Source organism: Nannocystis bainbridge, from assembly GCF_028368995.1.
GTDB lineage: Bacteria > Myxococcota_A > Polyangia > Nannocystales > Nannocystaceae > Nannocystis > Nannocystis bainbridge.
Genome location: NZ_JAQNDL010000003.1, coordinates 815,115 through 832,375, shown reverse-complemented (window position 1 = coordinate 832,375; position 17,261 = coordinate 815,115). Strand labels below are relative to the sequence as shown.

Here is a 17,261-nt window from a genome sequence, read left to right as displayed (position 1 = left end):
AGCATGATCAAGCATGGTTATGGTTGATCATGCTTGATCATGCCTGGTCAGGCTCGCGGCGCGCTCCGGTCGATCGCCAGCTAGGCCGTCGTCGACCCCGCCGGCCTCACGCTCAACAAGGACGGCACGCGGGCGACGATGGTTCGTCCACCGAGTCCACCTCGGCCAGCGCCACCGTCACCGGCTCGAGGACCATCCGGTGGTGCGTGAAGCGACCGCGGACAGATCTTTCGTCCCCTCGATCTCGCGGGCGAGACAGGCAGCTCATCAGAGAGCACGACTCGATTCCCGGCGCGGAACTCACTGACACGCGTGCTTCCGGCGTACCCCGCCGAGCACAATCTCGTTCGCCACGCTGACATCGATCCGCCGGTTCGCTGCCCGATCCGACCCATCACCTGACCACTGCATACTGCCGCCCCACCCGATCGCCTCAAGTCGCGTACAACTTGAGTCAAGCGGTCACCGGACCGCTTGGCTTGAGGTGCTGTTCGACCTCCTCCGCGAGTTCCTGGTTGTAGTAGAGAATCGAGGTTCGCACGTAGTGGTCGCCCTGCATGGCGCGGCAGTGCGGGCAGGTGTTCGCCCAGTAGCTCTTCCCAGCCACGCGCGAGGAGCACCACTGCACCGTGCGCGGCCGCGGCAACAGGCTCGACGTAGGCATTACCGTGCATCCACGGCAATCGAGCCGCGAACGGGTCATTGAAATTCGATTGCATCAACTCTAGGTTGATGACGCAAGCTAGCTCAGTGCGTTGATAAATTTTGAGAGATCATCTGAGTTTTCAATGCATTCTCTCGCTCGCGCGAGTACTTCCTCACGCTCATAGCTTCGCTCTCCATCGAGTATCGACAAGTGAATGAGTGCACCTGGCGGTCCTTCGACGGCGAGCACTTGCCAATCATGCTTCCGTCTCGCCCGGTGCAGTGAAGTTTAAAGCGGACTTTAACTGATTGTGTCGTCAAACTATGACCCTTTCCCCTATTGCTCGAAACAGTGAAGTTTATCTAGAATTATTAGTTCATTTCAACGGTTTAGCGGAGAGCGATATTGCGCCTCCACTAGCTCTCCAGCGCCTTAAGCGCACGCGAGGTAGCGCCGCGGCGGTCGATGTACCGGCTCGCGGTCCCGAGGTCCTTGTGCCGGAGGTGGGTGGCGACGGCCGCCACGCCGCCACCACCATCGGCGATCCGGGTACCGCAGGTCTTGCGGAGGACATGGGTGCCGCGCCAGGGCAGACCGGCCAGCTTCACCAGGGCCCTCATCCACGCATTCATGTTGTGCTCCTTGAAATGGCTCCCCTTGTTGTCGAAGACGAAGGGGCCCGTCCGCGGGTGCGTCTCGAGAGCTTGGGCCAGGCGCTTCGTGATGCCGATGTTGTCCTCAGTCCTGCCCTTCGGGGCATCGAGCTTGCCTCGGACGACGTTGTGTCGGATGACCATCTCAGCACGCTTTAGGGCGATGTCCGCCCACTGGAGGCCGAGAATTTCGCCCCGCCGCAGGCCACCATCGATCCCGAGGAGCACGATAGCGACGTACATGGGCCCGAGTGCTTGCGCAGCGGCCAGGAGGGCCTCCTGTTCTTGATCGTCGTACGCGATTGGAAGTCGATGGACCCGGCGCGGGATATCGAACTCCACCGGCGCGCACTCGATCTTTTTTTCCGCGATTGCGCGGTTGAGGACCCGGCGCAGAGTCTTCAGGACCTCGCAGCTGGTATTATGCGACTTCTTCGACAGCGACTTCTTGAGCTTGGTGATGTCCTGCGGCGTGATCTCGTCGAGCCGCCGCCGGCCGAGTGCCGGGAGCAGGTAGAGGCGCAGGTGGACGTCGTAGTTCATGCGCGTGTTGATTCCGAGGCGGTCGGTCTCGCACAGTTCGAGGAACTCGCGTGCGAACGCATGTAACGTCGGCGCTGGCAACTTCTGGGGCTCGGCACCGGACTTTGGATCCGGCGCCTGCCCAAGCGCGAGGAGCTGCGCGAAGAGCTCCTGCTCGAGCGTGCGCGCCCAGCGCTCCGCGTTGGTCCTGCCGGTGACCGGGGCCTTGAGGCGGCGTCGCAGGGTCTGTCCCTGGACGCCGCCCACGATGATGTCGACTTCAAATTCATTCTTCGATCCCTTCCACGGGCGCAGCTTGATCATGGTTGACCTCCCGCGCTCGCACTGTTCGCCGAGAGCCATTGTGCGATGATCCGGGGGTCGAAGCGCAAGGTTCGACCGAGCCGGACGGCACCAGGGATCCCCCCGCGGGAGAGCCGTGCATAGACAGCCCCTTTGCTGGTGTTGAGCAGTAGAGCGAGCTCCTCGACGGTCATGAGCGTCAACGGCAGTTTCGTTGCCTCGGGCGACCTCACGGCCGCCGGACCCTGCTCATGGTGGATCTCCTCCCTTATGTCCGAAGGGACAGATCTAGTCCTGAGGCCCGCTATATTGTAAGGATGGGGCTTCTCCTCGGTCGTTGCCCGACATCCGAGGCCAGTCGTCCGTGGACCGCTCTCTGGACCATGTCCTGTTTTCACCACCCACCTCCTCCGTCAATCACGTGCTCACTTTTTTCGGATGCTCAACCCGATGCCGACGCCACATAGGATGCCGAGTGCGCCGGATACGGCCGCGCAGACGAGAGCCCGGTTCTGGTCGGCGATGCCCAGCCGGTGAAGGTCCGCGCGGGCCTGGCGGAGTTGGTCCGCCAGGGTTCGTGCCTCGGCCCGCGCGAGCTCTAGAGCCTGCTCGGCGTTCGTCTCGGACACGGCGCTCACCGCTTCCTCGGCCAGAACGCGGCCGCGAGCGCCAGGCCCAGCGCCCCGGTGACGACGAGTTTCTCCTCGAGGCCGACCTGCTTCATGTCGACGGTCTGCGCCCCGGCGGCGTTACCGACCGTGCCTCGCCAGCGCGCACCGGGGTACAGGCGCGCGGTCAGGGTCCACGGCTGCACAGTCACGACAAATACGTTCTCGGGGCTGCCGGCGAGCCGCGCGATCTCGCGGAGAGCCGCGTTCAGATCGGACACGTACTCGAGGACGCACGAGACGAACACGACCGATGAGTCGTCGGCGATGTCCGCAACCGGACCTTTGGTGATGTCGGCGACGATGGTGATCGGGCACCCCGGGCAACCATTCATATCGATGCACACGTCACCGCAGCCGTAGGCCCGCATGAGTCGAGTGTGCATGCCCGCGTCGGGGTCACCGACGACGACGAGCCGGCGTCCGAGGGCCGTGGCGCGCTCGGCGGCCATCTGAAAGGCCGTCGAGCGCTCCTTGAAACGGATCAGCGCGGCTGTTCCTTCGACCAGTCCGACGTAGCCGAGGATGACGCGCGCAGCGAGCTTAGGCAGCGCCATGGCGACGCTCCCCGTTGATGCCGCCCAGATCGTTGTAGAACGCGATGACCATCCCGACTTCTCCCTTCGCGCCGCGCGGACGCATCCCTTCGTTCTATGCTCGTCGTCCGCCGAGCTCACCGCCGCACGGCGACCACGGCCGCCGTGGTCAGACCGAGGACGGCGATCCCCGCGGCGAGGTAAGGGGCCCACTTCAGAATCGTGGCAATGCCCCTCGCTGCTTCGTTGGCTCCCGACGCGACCTCGCTCGCCGTCTCCTCCACGGTCAGGTAAAGCTCGCTCAGCGGGTTATCGCGCAGGAAGTCCACGTCCCAGGTGCGTATCGCATCGGCCCAGCCGAACTTGGCCTGCTCCCAGGATGTGTCGTCGGAGGGGTCGTCGTGCCAGCCCCCGTCGTGGGTCGGGCCCTGGTTCTCGACCAGGAGCGAGACGGGCGGCGGGTGACCGTCGCGGGGCAGCACTGTCAGCCACGGGTCCCGAAACCACTCCTTCGAAATCCCGCGCATCTTCGTGACGAACTGCTCGCGCGCTTCTCCCCGCGCACCCGCCCACGCGTCCGCTTGAAAGGCTCGCACGAGTTCGGTCAGCGGCTCACGATCTGCCGGTAGGATGAGCTGGAGCATCTGGAGGCGGGTGCGGAGGTCGCGGCACGGATTGTCCAAGGCGCTCTCCAACACATGCTGGAGCGCCGGGGGCTTGCCGTCGTCGGTACGCAGCAGCCATTTCGGGTGGAGCCTCGACAGGATCCCCTCCTGTTGGATCTGCGCACCCCAGCGGGCGTCCTTGTCGCCGTGGGCCTTGGCGATGCCGGCAGGTGTCGCCGAGCTGATCACGGCGTTGACGATCAACAGGGCCTCCCACTTGCGGACCTCGAGCTCGTCAGGGTTCAGCGTCGTGAGCTCGTAGACTTTCTTCGCCAGGACGGCGACATCTTTGTTGTCAGCCACTTGCCGCCCCTGCTTCCTCGGACTGCGCCACCTCTTCAGCGCGCGCGACGAGATCACGCATCACGTGAAGTTCGTGCTCGACCCGACTGAGACGCGTGGTGCTCTGCCTGTGTTGCGCCTCGACCTCGTCTCCGAAGGCGCCAACGAGCTCGACAGCGTGGACGACTTCGTTCTCGGTCGCCACGAGTGGAAGCGGCTCGGCGACATCCTCAAACCTCTCGACGGCGCTGCCGCCTCCGGTCTCCGCTGCAGGGGGCTGGCGCTCAGGCGTGCTATCCCTCGCGGATGCTACTCGAGGCTCGACGACTGTTGGCACCTCGAAAGCGGCGGCCATGGTCGCAGGGACAGGTTCGCGCGCGCGCGGCCGCGGAGCCGTGAGGAGCTCGCGGAGCCGCTCCCGCAGGGCGCCGAGCTCGGACTCCGCATGACCGATACGTTCATCGATCTCGGCCTGGTGCATCTCCATCCTGCGACGCAGCGCCCCGAGCTGGCGCTCAACCATCTCGACCAGCGAGGCGCGGGAGTCGGCGGACTCGGGCGACTTGGAGGTGCTCTCGGGTGGAGAAGCGCTTGCGGTGGCCTTCACGGCCTCACGGGCCTCGCGGGTGAAGTCGGCCCGGAACTGTGGCGGCCGCAAGGCGGGCGCGTCCATGGGGTGCGGGGCGGCGTCGCGGGCCTGGTGAGTGAGGTCCGGACGAGAATGCGGTGTTGCCCGGATCGCCGAAGCGGCGGGCGCGGCCATCGTGGGTGGGACCGAGCTCGGCGATCCGAACGGCGGGCACGCCGGTGATGGCGGCGTCGTCGAGGCGCTTGCTTGGGGCGCTGCCGCGGTGGCGGGTGCGGCTGGCTCCGCCATGATTGTGAGTCCGAAGTGCTGGGCGAACTTCTGCAAGAGCACCGCCGGATCGGGATTGTTGATGAGCAGCTCGGCGGCCTGCTTGGCTTCCTCGGTACCGCCCATCAATTCCTGGAGCGCCTCCTCGATCCCGGGGATCCGAAGGCCCGACTGCTGCATCACTTGCTCGAGCGTGGTCGGCCTTGTCGTCCCCGACTCCCTGGCCTGTCGCTCGTCGCGGCAGTTTCCCGCCTCGATCAACGTGTTGGCGATCAAGAGCGCCCACGAGATGGCCCCTTGCATGGTCGGACTCAATGCTGGCTTCAGTTCCACACCGTCGAAGATTTTCATGGCTGTCCTCCTGCCTCCCTTGCCCGTCTCCCACGCACTCCGATGGCCGAAGCCCTGCGCTCGGTCCTCGGGCCCTATTTCCTCGTCGTCGCCACCACGATCGTGGTGGCACTGATCACCGCCGCCGCGCTGGCGAGCCATGGGGCCCACCTCCGCAGCGACCAGGGCTCCTTCGCATCGGACATCGTCGAAGTGGCCGGTTCAGGGGCCAGCGCCTTCTCGGCCGCGGAGTCGGTGGCACCGAGCGTCGCGGCCCACGATGTCGCCCAGGCCGACCACTGCGCGTCGTCCTCGGCAGCTTGCGGGCTCAAGGAGCCGAGCTCGGTCCAGGTCGGTCGCGGGTACGCGCTATCAATCAGCGCCGTGACCGCGTCGCTTTGCTGAAACAGCCGCTCACCGGCCGTACCCCAGTCCCGGCCAGCGGGGAGGAACTCGAGGAGCGCCGGCACCGGGGCGAGCGTCAAGAGCTCCGACATGAAGGCACGGATGTCCCCCCGGATAGATCGCGCGGCGACCTTGCACGCCTCGTCGTCGTCGAGGCCCAGCATTCGCGCTCCGACCACCGCCTCCTCGAACCGTGTGCGGATCGCCTGCCACATCCGGCGGCGGTAGTGCCGGAAGCTCGCCGTCTCCGGCGCGGTCTCCATCTCGAGCCCGCCGAAGCTCAAGATCCACCTCCCGTCTTCAGCATCCGCACGCCGACGACCTGATCCTTGGCGACCACGCAGTAGGTCCCCGGGCTCGTCAGCCACACGGGTTCACCGAGGCGCGGCGTCAGGTGCAGACCGGCCTGGGCTCCCGCGCGCTGGCGCGAGACCGTCGCCGTACCGCGCAGCACGAGGAACACGGCCATGCCGCCCTCTTCGATCGTCTCGATGAAGGTCTCGCCGCGCATCAATACCAGGGCGCCGAGCTGGTGCCGGCGGCCCGCCAGCAGGTTGAGCATCGAGAACTGCATCGCTAATCCCTCCCCCTGCGCGGGGCGAGCAAGTAGCCGATACCCATGCCCACGATCGTGCAGAAGATCCCCGAGGTGATCGCGCCGGCGATGACCGCCTGGCGCAGCTCGGACGCGGTGCAGAGTGCTTCGCTCAGGACCTCGACGCGAGGCTGCTCCTCGCCTGGCGCCTCGCAGGTCACCTTCGCTACGGTCTGCTCGCTCATTTCCGACATCACCACCACCTCTTTCGATACACATCGACCATTTCAGCCCAGGAACGCGCCGCCGGGCCGACAGTAAGACCGAGCGCCTCGACCTCTTGCCGGCGGATCGGCCATTCGTGCGGCGCGTGCTCTCCCATGAACACGTCCATCGCGCGCTTGACCGCTGACTCACCCATTTCTGGCAGCCGCGCGGCCAGGGTCTCGCGGACGTACCGGGCCATGGCGACCTCGTACTCACGGGCGATCGCGGCGATTCCGCTCGGCGGTTCTTCGTCAGGCAGGTGTCGGGCCCGTTGTCCGCTGACGATGGGGTCGACCGCCGAGAGCGACGCCCCGCGGCCCATCTCGAGCTGCTGTGCGTTGAGGGCGATCAGCGTGCCACCCGAGAGCGCCATGTAGGGGACGATCGCCGTCGAGCGCTCGAATTCTCGCAATGCATTGGCGATCATCACGCACGACGTCACGCACCCGCCGGCGGTGTGAAGGAGCAGCGTGACTTCGTCTCCCGGGAGACGCTCCATCACCCCGAGCACGTGCTCCGCCACCCTTACGTCGATCACCGGCGTGACGATTGGAATGATGCTCGAAGGCAACGCTCGCCCATGCGGTCTGCTGCGCAGGAGATAGCCTGCGCCGACCAGTGCCGAGCCGGTGACGAGAGCGGTGACGAGGAACGCACGATTCATGGCACACTCTCATTCCCGGCGGATGTCGATGACGATCTCGACGGGACACCGCCCCGACGCCTCGAACCACCACTCTTCGTCGAATCGGCCGAGCGATGCGCGGGCATCTGACTCATCTGCGGTAACGACGATATCCACCACGAGACCGACATCCTCGGCAGGGTATGGCCCCGAGCTGGGGCGCAGTCGAAGCTGCTTGACCGTCTCGCTCCTGAAAACGCGCGAAACCTGCTCCGCGATCCGTACCAGGAGTGAAGCGAGGTTCGGGTGCTTGCTCAAGACGCCAGCGATGAGCTCGGATTGATGGCACGAGAACACCGACAGTTCTGTCGCGAGAGTCGGCATGCGACGTTGGTCATTCATGTTTATCCTCCATCCTTACGAGAGGTACCCGCTACTCCTCGCGGGCTCGCATTGCTACCGCAAGACCGATGGCGACGCCGGCGACGGTCGCGCCGCCGATGATCCACCAGCCGACCCGGCTGACGGCTCTCAGAGGATCCGAGCTCGCCCCATCTGTGACCGCGCTGCCGCTCGAGGGGCTGCACTCATCGGCGGAGCAGCCCTGGATCGTGGCCAGGGCGCGCTGGATCGCATCCTCCGTCTCGGGTCCCCACTTGCCGTCGACCCCAATCCCGAGAGCCGCCTGGGCGGCGCGTAGCGCCTCCGTGGAGGTCGCCCCCCACGTCGCGCTGAGGTCGCCCTTGTAGTAGCCGAGGGTCTTGAGCGCCTCGAGTCGCTGCTGCGTCTGGAGCAGGGAGACCTTGTCGCCGACCATCCGCTCGACGTAGTTGGTCGGGTTCATCAAACCGTCCGGCGGGGGTTCGGTCCTCCACCACACGGAGTTCGCGGTGCGCGTCTCGGAGATGTACGTTTCGAGGTGAATCATCCCGTAGGAGCCGAGCACGCGCCCGAGCTTGTCGCCCTTGCGCACCTGCTGGCCGGTCGTGATGCCGTATTCCTTGTGCGAGCCGGCCTTGAAGCCCCCGAGCACCACGAACAGGCCCGAGCTGGTGCGCAGGAACGCCGCCTTGGAGCCCTCGCTCCAGCCGCGATCGATGCCGACGACCAGCGCGTCCTCGGGCGCGAGGATCAGCGCGCCATCCGGTGCGCCGGTGAGATCGACGCCTGCGTGCCATCGCTCGCACTTGTCGGTCTCGCAGCCGTAGGGCCTGCCGCCGCCGACGCTCCAGGTCGCAAACTTCGGTGTCACCGTCGGCAGCGGCCATGTGGGTTTCGGGTCGCCCTGCGCCATCTCCAGCTTCTCCCACTCGGATGAGCGAGCCATGGTCAGCGCCTCCTCATGCCGACAATCGTGCCGACGAGACCCCCGAGCACGAGTCCCACCGTCGTGGCGATCGTGACCTCGTGAACGAGCTTGCGCCTGAGCTTATCGACGGCGTCGCCGTAATTGAGGGCAAACGTTCGCTGGTGTTCGGTAGCGTCGAACAGCACGTTGTCGACCTCCGACTGCGACTTGGTGAGTGCTTCGGCCATCTCATCGCCTCCCGATCTGGTAGCCGACGCTCAGGCCGAGGCCCAGCGCGAGGGTACCCGCGAGGACGCCGAGGCCCATCCTCAGGCCCTGCATCTGCCTCAGGTCCGTCGCCAGCCGCTCATGGAGGCGCCGTTGCTCGTCGCGGAGCTGCTCGATCCGCTCCTGCGTCCGCTGCATGAACTGTTGTTCGGTCATGGTCTCACCTCCACCTCGCCGCCCTCGATCGCGGCCTTGTCCTCGGGTCGCACCGGCAGGTGCGGCGGCGTGACGGCGATGTCGATCTGCCCCTCGCCGCAACTCTTTGCTATCTCGGCCGCCGCGGCGCTGATCCGCCGCATGGCCTCGTGCAGGCGGCGGACGGCATCGGCGGTGCTGCCCTCAATCAGCCGGCTGCGGGCGGTGTCGTAATACGCCTTGGCCTGCTCGAAAGCGATGATTGCCCGCGCCTTGACGTCTCCCTGGCACAATGGGGCGTCGAGCATGGCCGCCGTCCAGTAGAGCAGCATGCGGACATCCTGGAGGGTCTTCGGTGCTCGAAGAAGGTTGTCGTGGAAGTCGCCGATCCTTCTGTAGAGATCGACGAAGAACTTTGCGTCACGCAACCGTCGATGCACGCGGGATCCTTCGTTCACACGGCCCTTGAAGTCCTCGATCCAGAACACACGCTCGTCCTCGGCGCGCTCTGCCTCCGGCTCAAACGCCTTGCGGCGTGCGCGCTCGGTGCGCTCGGCTGGAGAGCCCTCCATGTCAGGGGTCATGAAGACACTGATCCGCCGCAACGACACGCGCCCGTTGTCCTCTACTCGCTCGAGGACGAACTCCTTGCGGATCTCACCGAACAGCGCACCCTCGGGCACAAGCATTTCGCCGGACTCCGCCACCTCGATCTCATCAAGCGGGAGCGCGGATAGAACCTCGGTCCACAGATTGGCGAGAAGTTCCCGGGGCGGCGCGTCCTGGCGGCGACGCAGCACAAGGGCCGCGTCCATGAGCTGCGCCGACTCGAGCCAGCGCTCGAGTTCGTCGACGGCGGGACCAGACGGTTCGGCGAGGTCGCGCAGGGCCTCCGCGATTTGCCCGTAGCCGTCGCCGCGCGCGAGGTCGAGGCTGATGTCTGAACGTGCCCCGAGGGACTTGCTGCGCCGCTCCATCATTTCGATGAGTCCCTGGATGGGCGAGGGAGTTTCGGCTCCCTCCTTGTCGGCTCCCTCCTTGTCGGCTTGGCTCGTTCGTTCCTCCTCCTCGCGCACTTCGAAGGCGGCCCACAGAGCACGGTCGAGGCGCTCCATGATCGTGTCCTGGTCGGCTCGTGGGACCCCTCCGTCGAGCCAGCGGACGTCGTCGACCTCCTCCATGACGATGTCGATCGCGGCCACCGCCCCGTCCGGGTCGCGGCCCTCGGGGTAGACGACGAGCACGTGGCCGTTGGGGCGCGTGCGTAGCTGGGCGAGGCGCCAGCGCGGCGAGGCGTTGAAGGTGTCGAGCACGACGTCGACGAGCCGTTGGCGGGAGCCTGTGGTTTGCGGAACCACGCGGCTCCTCGGCTTGCCGTCGCCGCTGTCGCCTTTGAGCTTCTCGGCAGTCTTGCGCGCCCGCTCGACGATGGGCAGGTAGCTCTTGCCGCTGGCGACCGCGGTCTCGGCCTGGGTGACGTAGTACGCGTACTTCTTGATCGGCAAGCCCAGCGCCTTGATCGCGCCGCGGGCCTCTTCGTAGGGCTGGCCGGGGTCGCTCACGGGCGGCGCGCTGGCAGTTGCTGCCACTGGGCTTCCGATTTCGGCCAGCTTGGCCCGGCCCGCCGCGGTCGTCCTGAAGTGGGGGGCTCCGCCCTTCTTGTTCTCCAGGGCTTCTACCAGTCCACGGGCGATCAGGCTGTCCCGGGTCGCATCATGGACACCTGGCCAGAAGTACATGTCATAGGGCTTCGCTTCTTCCTCCGCGCGGAGCGCAGCGAGGGCCTCGCGCATCACGGGCGACAGCCTCGGCTCGGCGACGACGGGCATACCGAACCAGTGCGCGAACGAGGTCTCTTTCATGGCGATAAGGTCCCGGAGCTCGATGGCGATCCAGCCGAAGCTGGCGACGAGCTCGCCGTCTTCGTCGGCGAGCTCGCCCCGGAGATCGATCTCGCTGCCCTGCCGGGGCGCCGCGCGCAGAGTGAGAATCGGTGCGTCCGGCGACTCGCCTACGAAGTCAATCTCGACTTCGTCCCCGCTCGCCTCGCTATGCGGCGTGTGATACCGGAAGCGCCCGATCTTGACGCCGCTCAGCAAGGCCCGAAGTCTGCGCGCGAGCTGTTTGGCGGCAGCCTGTCCCGCACGTGGGCGAGTCTCGTCGGTCGTCGCTGGCGGGAGGTCGGCCATGCGCTGGTCGCGGTCCTCGGGCTCAGCCGCGTCGCTCTCTGATGCGCCCTGCCGTGGTTTTCCGCTCGTCGAGTAGGTCTCGGCGAAGGCTTGCTCGTGGAGCGAGCGGCGGAACGCCTCGTCGTCGGAGAAGCGGCGGTAGAGCTCGCCGTGGCTCTCGGGATCTTCGTTGAAGAGGGCCAGCATCACTCGGCCGAGCGCCTTGTCGTTTTCGATGCGCGCGTTCTGGGCGTCGGAGTTCTCGCGGGCGTTGCGGTACGCGGGATCGTCCAGCAGGCGTGGCGCGATCAAGTGGCGCAGGAAGTTGCGCTGCTTCGAGAGCAGGTCCTGCGGGACCTTGCGGCCCCACCAGGCCAGGCCGATGTCCTTCAGGTTGGTAAAACTCTCGCCGCTCGACGGGGCGAGCTCGAGGAAGCCCTGCCAGCCGGCGCGGGTTGGCGGGACGATCGAGGCGCCGCGAAGCTCCGCGCCCGTAGCGATCGCCAGGCCCTCGGCGTCGACTACGGGCACCTGCTCACGCTGGTGCGACCGCGCGAGGCCCTCCGTGATTGGCGTCTCGAAGCGCGGCCACCACTTCTCCAGCCAGACGTCGCTGGCGCCGCGCCAGCGCAGGCTCTCGAATCGGCCGTAGCGAAAGACCTCGTCGATCTTCTTCTCGATCGCGGCGCCTGTGCGCGCGTCGTCGTCGTCGGGCCACAGCGGGCCGCCATCGCGCGGGAGCTCGCGGGCGGCGATGGGCGTTCCGTTGAGCGTGCCGGTGTAGGCGATGAGCTGCCAGCCCGGCGAGCCCGCGGCCCGTAGGCCGATCTTGTCGCCCTCGTCGGTGCTGACGATCTGGCCGAACTCGAGGTATTCGAGCTGGTCCGGCGCACCGGCGCGGGGCCGGGCGACGCGCAGACCCTCGTAGACCGGGGCGCCACCGTTCTCGGGGATGATCATGTCCGCGTCGCGGACGGCGTACATCCACGGCGCCCACGGCCACGCGTCCGGGCTGACCTGCTCGAGGTCGGCGAGGCGCTGTTCACCCTCGTCGCGCAGACGGGCGGCGCGCTCCGGGTCGGCGCTCGTGCGGGCGTCGCGGAAGCGGCCTGCCGCCTGCCGGAGCAGGCGCGCGGCCTCCTTGGCGATCCTGGCGCGCGCCTCCTCGACCTGGCGCTTCCGCTTCTCCTCGAGCAACGCGCGCGTCTTCTCCTTGTTGCGCGAGATCATCAGGAGGATGTCCTCGGGCGTGAGTTGCTGCTGCGCCGCGGGGTTGTTGGTGTCGCGGACCTGCGACTTGATCAGCTCCCCGAGCCAGCCGGCCTTGCCGTCGATGAGCGAGAATCGGTAACCATCGGTCGAGCCGTCGGCGAAGTAGTAGAAGATCTGGACGGTGCCGAGCGTGTTGCCCTGGCGCACGGCTCGGCCGTTGCGCTGCTCGAGGTCGGCGGGGGTCCAGGGCAGATCGAGGTGGTGGATGGTGCAGGTCCGGACCTGCAGGTCGATGCCCTCGTAGGCGACCGAGTTGGCGATGACGACGTCGTACTTCGGCGCGATGGCGCTGTCGGTGGGACGCGCGCACGTGCCGGGCGCGGGGGGCTCCGAGGACAGACCGTTGAACTCGCGGGCGATCCGGATCCGGTCGGCGGGGGCGGTCTCCTCGGCGTTGAGGATGGCGATCCGTTCGCGCGGGATCCCGTGCTTCACCAGGACCTCGCGCATCCACTGATGAACCGCCGTGGGCTCGCAGAAGATGATGTGGCCGCAGTGCGGGCTCGCTGCGACCCGCTTCGCGCATTCGGTCAGCTTCGGGCTCTCGTAGGTCGGGCGACCGAGCCGGACAGTGACCTCGACGGGCTCGCCGTCTTGATACACGCGCTTCTGGACCGTGCCGCCCTCGAGCGCGGTCTTGTAGCTGTAGCCGTCCTCGAGCGACGCGTGCAGAGCGATCAGCGACAGGCGCGCGAGGAGGCCGAGGATCGCGTAGCTCTCGCCCCCTTCAGGGTTCGGGTTCTCGAGGATCCGCTCGATCTGCGCGACGTAGCGGGCGTACTTCGCCTCCTGCTCCTCGTCCATCGTGATCGTGAGGGTCTCGACGAGCGGGCGCGGCAGCTTGAGGCCGACCTCGGCGGCGGTGCGGAACTCGCCGTAGGTGAAGATGATCGTGCGGAGGTCATCGAGGTTCTTGAACCCGGTCACGGCGCTCTTCTTCGTGACGTCGAAGGCGGCGTCGAGGACCTCGCGGTATTCGATCTTGAGGAACCGATCGATGAACTGCTCGGGGTCGCGAATGCCGGACCTGGTGAAGGCGGCGGGGTCGATGAACTGGATCAGGTTGTAGAACTCGAGCGGGCTGTTCTTCGCGGGCGTCGCGGTGAGCAGGACGATGCCGGCGCCACCGGTCTGGCGGCGCACGGCGGCCGCGCGGAAGTCGACCTGCCAGGCGCGGTCGGAGCCCTCGCCACCGCCACCCATAAACTTCGGCACCCCGTCCTCGCGCGCCTGCGGCTTGTAGAGGTTCTTGAACGCAGCGGCCTCGTCGATCACGAGCATGTCGATGCCGAGCTCGTCCCATGCGACGCCCGGGTCGTACTCCCAGTCGGAGGGCAGCGCGAGGATCTCCTCGACCCACGCGCGCACGCCATGCTCGAGCAACGCCCGCTCGCGCTCGGTCAGCTTGTCGCGCTGCTTGGCGTTCTTCGCCTTCTCCTCGAGCGTCCGCTTGCGGAGGGCGATCGAGCGCGAGACGGCCTCGACCTGCTCGACATAGGCCATCACCGCGTCCTCGTTCATCTTGGTGCGCGCGAGCGCGTCGTAGCTGAGCACGGCGACGTCGGCCTGACCGGTCTGGAGCGCGATCCACTTCTTCGCCCGCTCCTGCGGGGTGTCGGTCTCGGAGGTGATGACGTCCTTTCGGACGCCGCGCGTGATCCGCTTGCGCTTCGAGCCGATCACCACGACGCGGTAGTCGGGCAACGTGCAGAGGATGTCGTCGTGCCACTTCCACACGAGAGAGCCGGGCACGAGGATCACGGGGCGCCGGACCCAGCCCTCCTGGCGCGCGCGGGCGATGATCGCCAGCGCCGTGTAGGTCTTGCCGACGCCGACGTCGAAGGCGACGAGGCCGCCACGCTGCGCGAGCACGCGGCGTGCGCCGGCGATCTGGTGCGGCTTGAGCTTCGGCGCGTGCGAGCCCCAGCGGACGATGTCGAGGGGCTCGGGCGAGAACGTCGGGACGACGCGGCCGCGCGCGATTCGGTTGTAGGCGTGGACGAGCTGCTCACGTCGGGCTTCGTCGGCGGCGACCCACGCCCTGAACGACTCGTCCCACTTCTTCGCCAGGGCCAGCCGTCGCTCGGCGAGGCTCTGCTTCTTGGCGGCCCGATCCTCGCGGCTCGTAGGCCCAGCGTCGCGCTCCCGCTTCTCCTGCGGCGGCCGGAAGAGCTCGGGGTCGTGATTGTAGTAGCCAAGGAACGCGAGGGTCTCCGGCGCCATCGGGGGCAGGTTCTCGGCTGTGTAATCGTGACCGCGGACCTGCACGAAGCCGCCCTTGCGTTCGAGCTCGATGGCGCCGTAGCGGCCGTTCAACGTCGCGGAGATCCAGCCGGCGACGAGGTCCAGCGGGACGTAGCCGTGCTGGGGGCTGATGTCGGTGAGGTCATCGAAGACAGCGGGCTTGATCGCCTCGAGCAACCGGCGAGCCTGCACCTTGGCCTGCTCGTCGCCGCGACGGGCGCGCTCGACGGCGCGGTCGTGGCGCTCCCACAGATCGTTGCCCGTCAGGTAGGCGTCGCTCGGGAGGAGCTGATCCCATGCGTCGCCGTCGAGGTTCCAGCCGGCAGCGAGGAGAGCCGCGAGGGTGGCTTCGGTCGAGAGCGTGCCGCCCTGGCGCTGATGGAAGCTCATGAGCTGCGCGACGGTCAGGGCGCGCTGCTGGCGAAAGAGCCCCTCGGCCTGGGCGATGACATCGTCGGGCTGGCCGGAGAACTTCGGCGCGACCGCCGGCGCCTCCCGCAGCGCGGGGACGACGCTGCCGGTCTTCTCGAAGGCGTTGAGGACCTGCTGGGCCGTGGCGAGCTTGCGGCGGCCCTCGGCGAGCTCGCGCAGGGGCTTGGAGCGCCAGGGGTTCCCGAAGCTCGTGGAGAAGTCGCGGAGCGCAGTGTGGAGCTCGGGCCAGAGCTGCGCGGCCCTGTCGGCCTCGTCGGCGCCGACAGCGACGAGGTAGCGGCCGACGCGGCGGCCGAGCTCGAGCGCCGGGCGCAAATCTTCGTCGACGTCGGCGGGGATGCCATCGTCCTCGCGCGCGACCGTTTGAAATGTACCGACATCGTCGCGCTGCACGATCGACGTGAGCACGCAGGCGGTGCAGACGGGCCGCGGCTCGATCGGAGGCAGACCCTTGAAGTCGCCTGTGACCTTGTAGCGCCAGCTCCGCGCCATGCCGGCCTCGTCGTCCCCGGCAAATGAGCCGTCCTCCTTTCCGAGGACGTGGTCCGGGTGATGTTTGAAGTAGTCGCCGTCGAGGATGAAGTCATCGGCAGGGTCGACCTCGGTCAGCTCGCCGCCGCGGCTGCGCCAGAAGACGACGTCCATCACGACCGACGCACCGGGCACCGTCTCGCGCCCCTTGCGATCGTGACTCGGCAGGCGGAAGGCTCCGAGCAGGTGATGGCGGCGCAGCAGCTTCTCGCGCAGGTTGCGATTGAGGTTGCCGCTCATGAAGCCGGCGGGGATCAGGAACACGCCGACACCACCCGGGACCAGGAGGTCGAGCGCGCGTCGCATGAAGTATGCGAAGGCGCGCTTCTCCTTGTAAAACTCGTCGGGGTCCTCGCGGGCCATCGCGCCGCGCTCGCCGTAGGGCGGGTTGGAGACGATGAGGCCGAAGGTGCCCTGATAGCGGGGGCCCTCGTCGCGGACCCAGCGCTCGAAGGGCAGGTGGTAGAGGTCGACGTCAGGGCGCAGCGCGCGGAGCAGCGTTGAGCTGACCTTGGAGAACTCGACGGCCGTCCAGGCGATCTTCTTGATCTGGCCGCCGGCCTCGAGCGCGAGGCAGCGGCGCGGGCTGAACGCGCGGATCAGGCGACCGACGCCCGCGCTGGGTTCCAGTGCTCGGACGATGCCGTCGTTGCCGGCAAGCTCGGGCAGCAGGGAGCACAAGGCCTCGGCGATCGACTCGGTGATCGCCGTGGGGGTGTAATACTCGTGGATCAGGCCGAAGGACTCGGGGACGAGCTCGGGCGGGAGCATCTTCTTGACGCTGTCGATCGACAGGCCGCCCCAGCCCGAATATTGCGCGAGGGCCTGGAGGTCCTCGGCGGTGAGCTCGCCTGGCTCTTTGGACAGCACGAGGCGCATCGCCTGGAGGTTGGCCTCGGTGCGCCACGACTTGTCGCGCAGGTCGGGCGGGGTCTCGATCTCGCGCGAGGGGGTGGCCGAGGTGCCACCGGCGCGGGCGCGCGTCCACAGAGCCATGGCGTAGCGATCGAAGCGGGCGGCGTCGACGATGCCGTCACGGAGCTGCAGGACACGCCTCTGCACCTCCGCCACATCGGCGCGGATCTTCTCCCCGCTATCCTCAAGGCCAGGGAAGAAGTGCAGCGACTTCTGGGCGTCGCGAACGACGACGACCGAGCCGGCGGAGAAGAGCGCCAGCGAGGGTCGGCGTAGGAGCAGCGGGACCGCATCCCAGCCGGCCCGTCGCAGGAGAATCGCCTCGGCGCGAAGCTCGGCGTACTCGACGCCGAATGCGCCCGCGGCTTCCTGGCCGGCCGGATCCCCCTTGCGGGCGAGCATCTTATCCATGCGCTTCAGCACGCGCTTGACCACGGCGGCGTCGGGCTCCGCGTCCTTCGGCCGCTCGCGCGCGACGAGCTTCGCGTAGACCGCGAACTCGTCGACTGTCTTGGGCGGGTCGCCCCGCTTGATTCGGCGCAGCATCATCGTGCGCGCGACGACGGCCTCGAGCATGGGGCGGTTGCGTTGAATGAAGCCGTCGATGTACTCGGGCGAGTAGTTCGGCGACAGCTTGGTGCGCCAGCGGGGCAGAAGCTTGTCGAGGATGGCAGCGGGGGTCATGAGGATCTCCG

16 protein-coding genes are annotated in these 17,261 nt (G+C 67.4%); all 16 read right to left on the bottom strand.

Annotated features, from left to right (window positions below; translation table 11 throughout):
- Positions 1-454: 454 nt before the first annotated feature.
- Entirely contained in the window at positions 455-607 is a 153-nt protein-coding gene (locus POL25_RS28655; RefSeq protein WP_272089417.1) for a hypothetical protein, read from the bottom strand.
- Positions 608-1,062: 455 nt separating this feature from the next.
- Positions 1,063-2,145 (bottom strand): tyrosine-type recombinase/integrase, encoded by a 1,083-nt coding sequence (locus POL25_RS28650; protein WP_272089416.1) that lies wholly within the window; start codon positions 2,143-2,145, stop codon positions 1,063-1,065.
- On the bottom strand, positions 2,142-2,318 hold the full coding sequence (locus POL25_RS45025; protein ID WP_373372119.1) for a helix-turn-helix domain-containing protein: 177 nt from the start codon (positions 2,316-2,318) through the stop codon (positions 2,142-2,144). Before POL25_RS45025 ends, POL25_RS28650 begins: the two co-directional genes overlap by 4 nt.
- Positions 2,319-2,549: 231 nt before the next feature.
- Entirely contained in the window at positions 2,550-2,762 is a 213-nt protein-coding gene (locus tag POL25_RS28645; protein WP_272089415.1) for a hypothetical protein, read from the bottom strand.
- Positions 2,759-3,349 carry a class I SAM-dependent methyltransferase gene (locus POL25_RS28640; RefSeq protein ID WP_272089414.1) on the bottom strand — a complete coding sequence of 197 codons (591 nt, stop codon included), beginning with the start codon at positions 3,347-3,349 and terminating at the stop codon, positions 2,759-2,761. The genes POL25_RS28645 and POL25_RS28640 overlap by 4 nt, the downstream gene beginning before the upstream one ends.
- 116 nt (positions 3,350-3,465) lie before the next feature.
- Complete coding sequence (locus POL25_RS28635) at positions 3,466-4,296, bottom strand: hypothetical protein (protein ID WP_272089413.1); 831 nt, start codon at positions 4,294-4,296, stop codon at positions 3,466-3,468.
- A complete protein-coding gene (locus POL25_RS28630) occupies positions 4,289-5,482 on the bottom strand; it encodes a hypothetical protein (protein ID WP_272089412.1) in 1,194 nt (397 codons plus the stop codon). The genes POL25_RS28635 and POL25_RS28630 overlap by 8 nt, the downstream gene beginning before the upstream one ends.
- 74 nt (positions 5,483-5,556) lie before the next feature.
- On the bottom strand, positions 5,557-6,150 hold the full coding sequence (locus tag POL25_RS28625) for a hypothetical protein (RefSeq protein WP_272089411.1): 594 nt from the start codon (positions 6,148-6,150) through the stop codon (positions 5,557-5,559).
- Positions 6,147-6,440, bottom strand: coding sequence for a hypothetical protein (locus tag POL25_RS28620; protein ID WP_272089410.1), 294 nt, complete (start codon positions 6,438-6,440; stop codon positions 6,147-6,149). Before POL25_RS28620 ends, POL25_RS28625 begins: the two co-directional genes overlap by 4 nt.
- A gap of 2 nt (positions 6,441-6,442) precedes the next feature.
- Complete coding sequence (locus POL25_RS28615) at positions 6,443-6,646, bottom strand: hypothetical protein (protein ID WP_272089409.1); 204 nt, start codon at positions 6,644-6,646, stop codon at positions 6,443-6,445.
- An 8-nt stretch (positions 6,647-6,654) separates the two neighbouring features.
- Positions 6,655-7,332 carry an SDH family Clp fold serine proteinase gene (locus POL25_RS28610; RefSeq protein WP_272089408.1) on the bottom strand — a complete coding sequence of 226 codons (678 nt, stop codon included), beginning with the start codon at positions 7,330-7,332 and terminating at the stop codon, positions 6,655-6,657.
- A 9-nt stretch (positions 7,333-7,341) separates the two neighbouring features.
- Positions 7,342-7,695 (bottom strand): hypothetical protein, encoded by a 354-nt coding sequence (locus tag POL25_RS28605; RefSeq protein WP_272089407.1) that lies wholly within the window; start codon positions 7,693-7,695, stop codon positions 7,342-7,344.
- A gap of 31 nt (positions 7,696-7,726) precedes the next feature.
- Positions 7,727-8,620: a peptidoglycan-binding protein gene (locus POL25_RS28600; protein WP_272089406.1), complete on the bottom strand. Its 894-nt coding sequence runs from the start codon at positions 8,618-8,620 to the stop codon at positions 7,727-7,729.
- A gap of 2 nt (positions 8,621-8,622) precedes the next feature.
- Positions 8,623-8,829: a hypothetical protein gene (locus POL25_RS28595; protein ID WP_272089405.1), complete on the bottom strand. Its 207-nt coding sequence runs from the start codon at positions 8,827-8,829 to the stop codon at positions 8,623-8,625.
- 1 nt (position 8,830) lies between these two features.
- Positions 8,831-9,025, bottom strand: coding sequence for a hypothetical protein (locus POL25_RS28590; protein WP_272089404.1), 195 nt, complete (start codon positions 9,023-9,025; stop codon positions 8,831-8,833).
- Positions 9,022-17,250 carry an SNF2-related protein gene (locus POL25_RS28585; protein ID WP_272089403.1) on the bottom strand — a complete coding sequence of 2,743 codons (8,229 nt, stop codon included), beginning with the start codon at positions 17,248-17,250 and terminating at the stop codon, positions 9,022-9,024. The genes POL25_RS28590 and POL25_RS28585 overlap by 4 nt, the downstream gene beginning before the upstream one ends.
- Between the last annotated feature and the right edge of the window lie 11 nt (positions 17,251-17,261).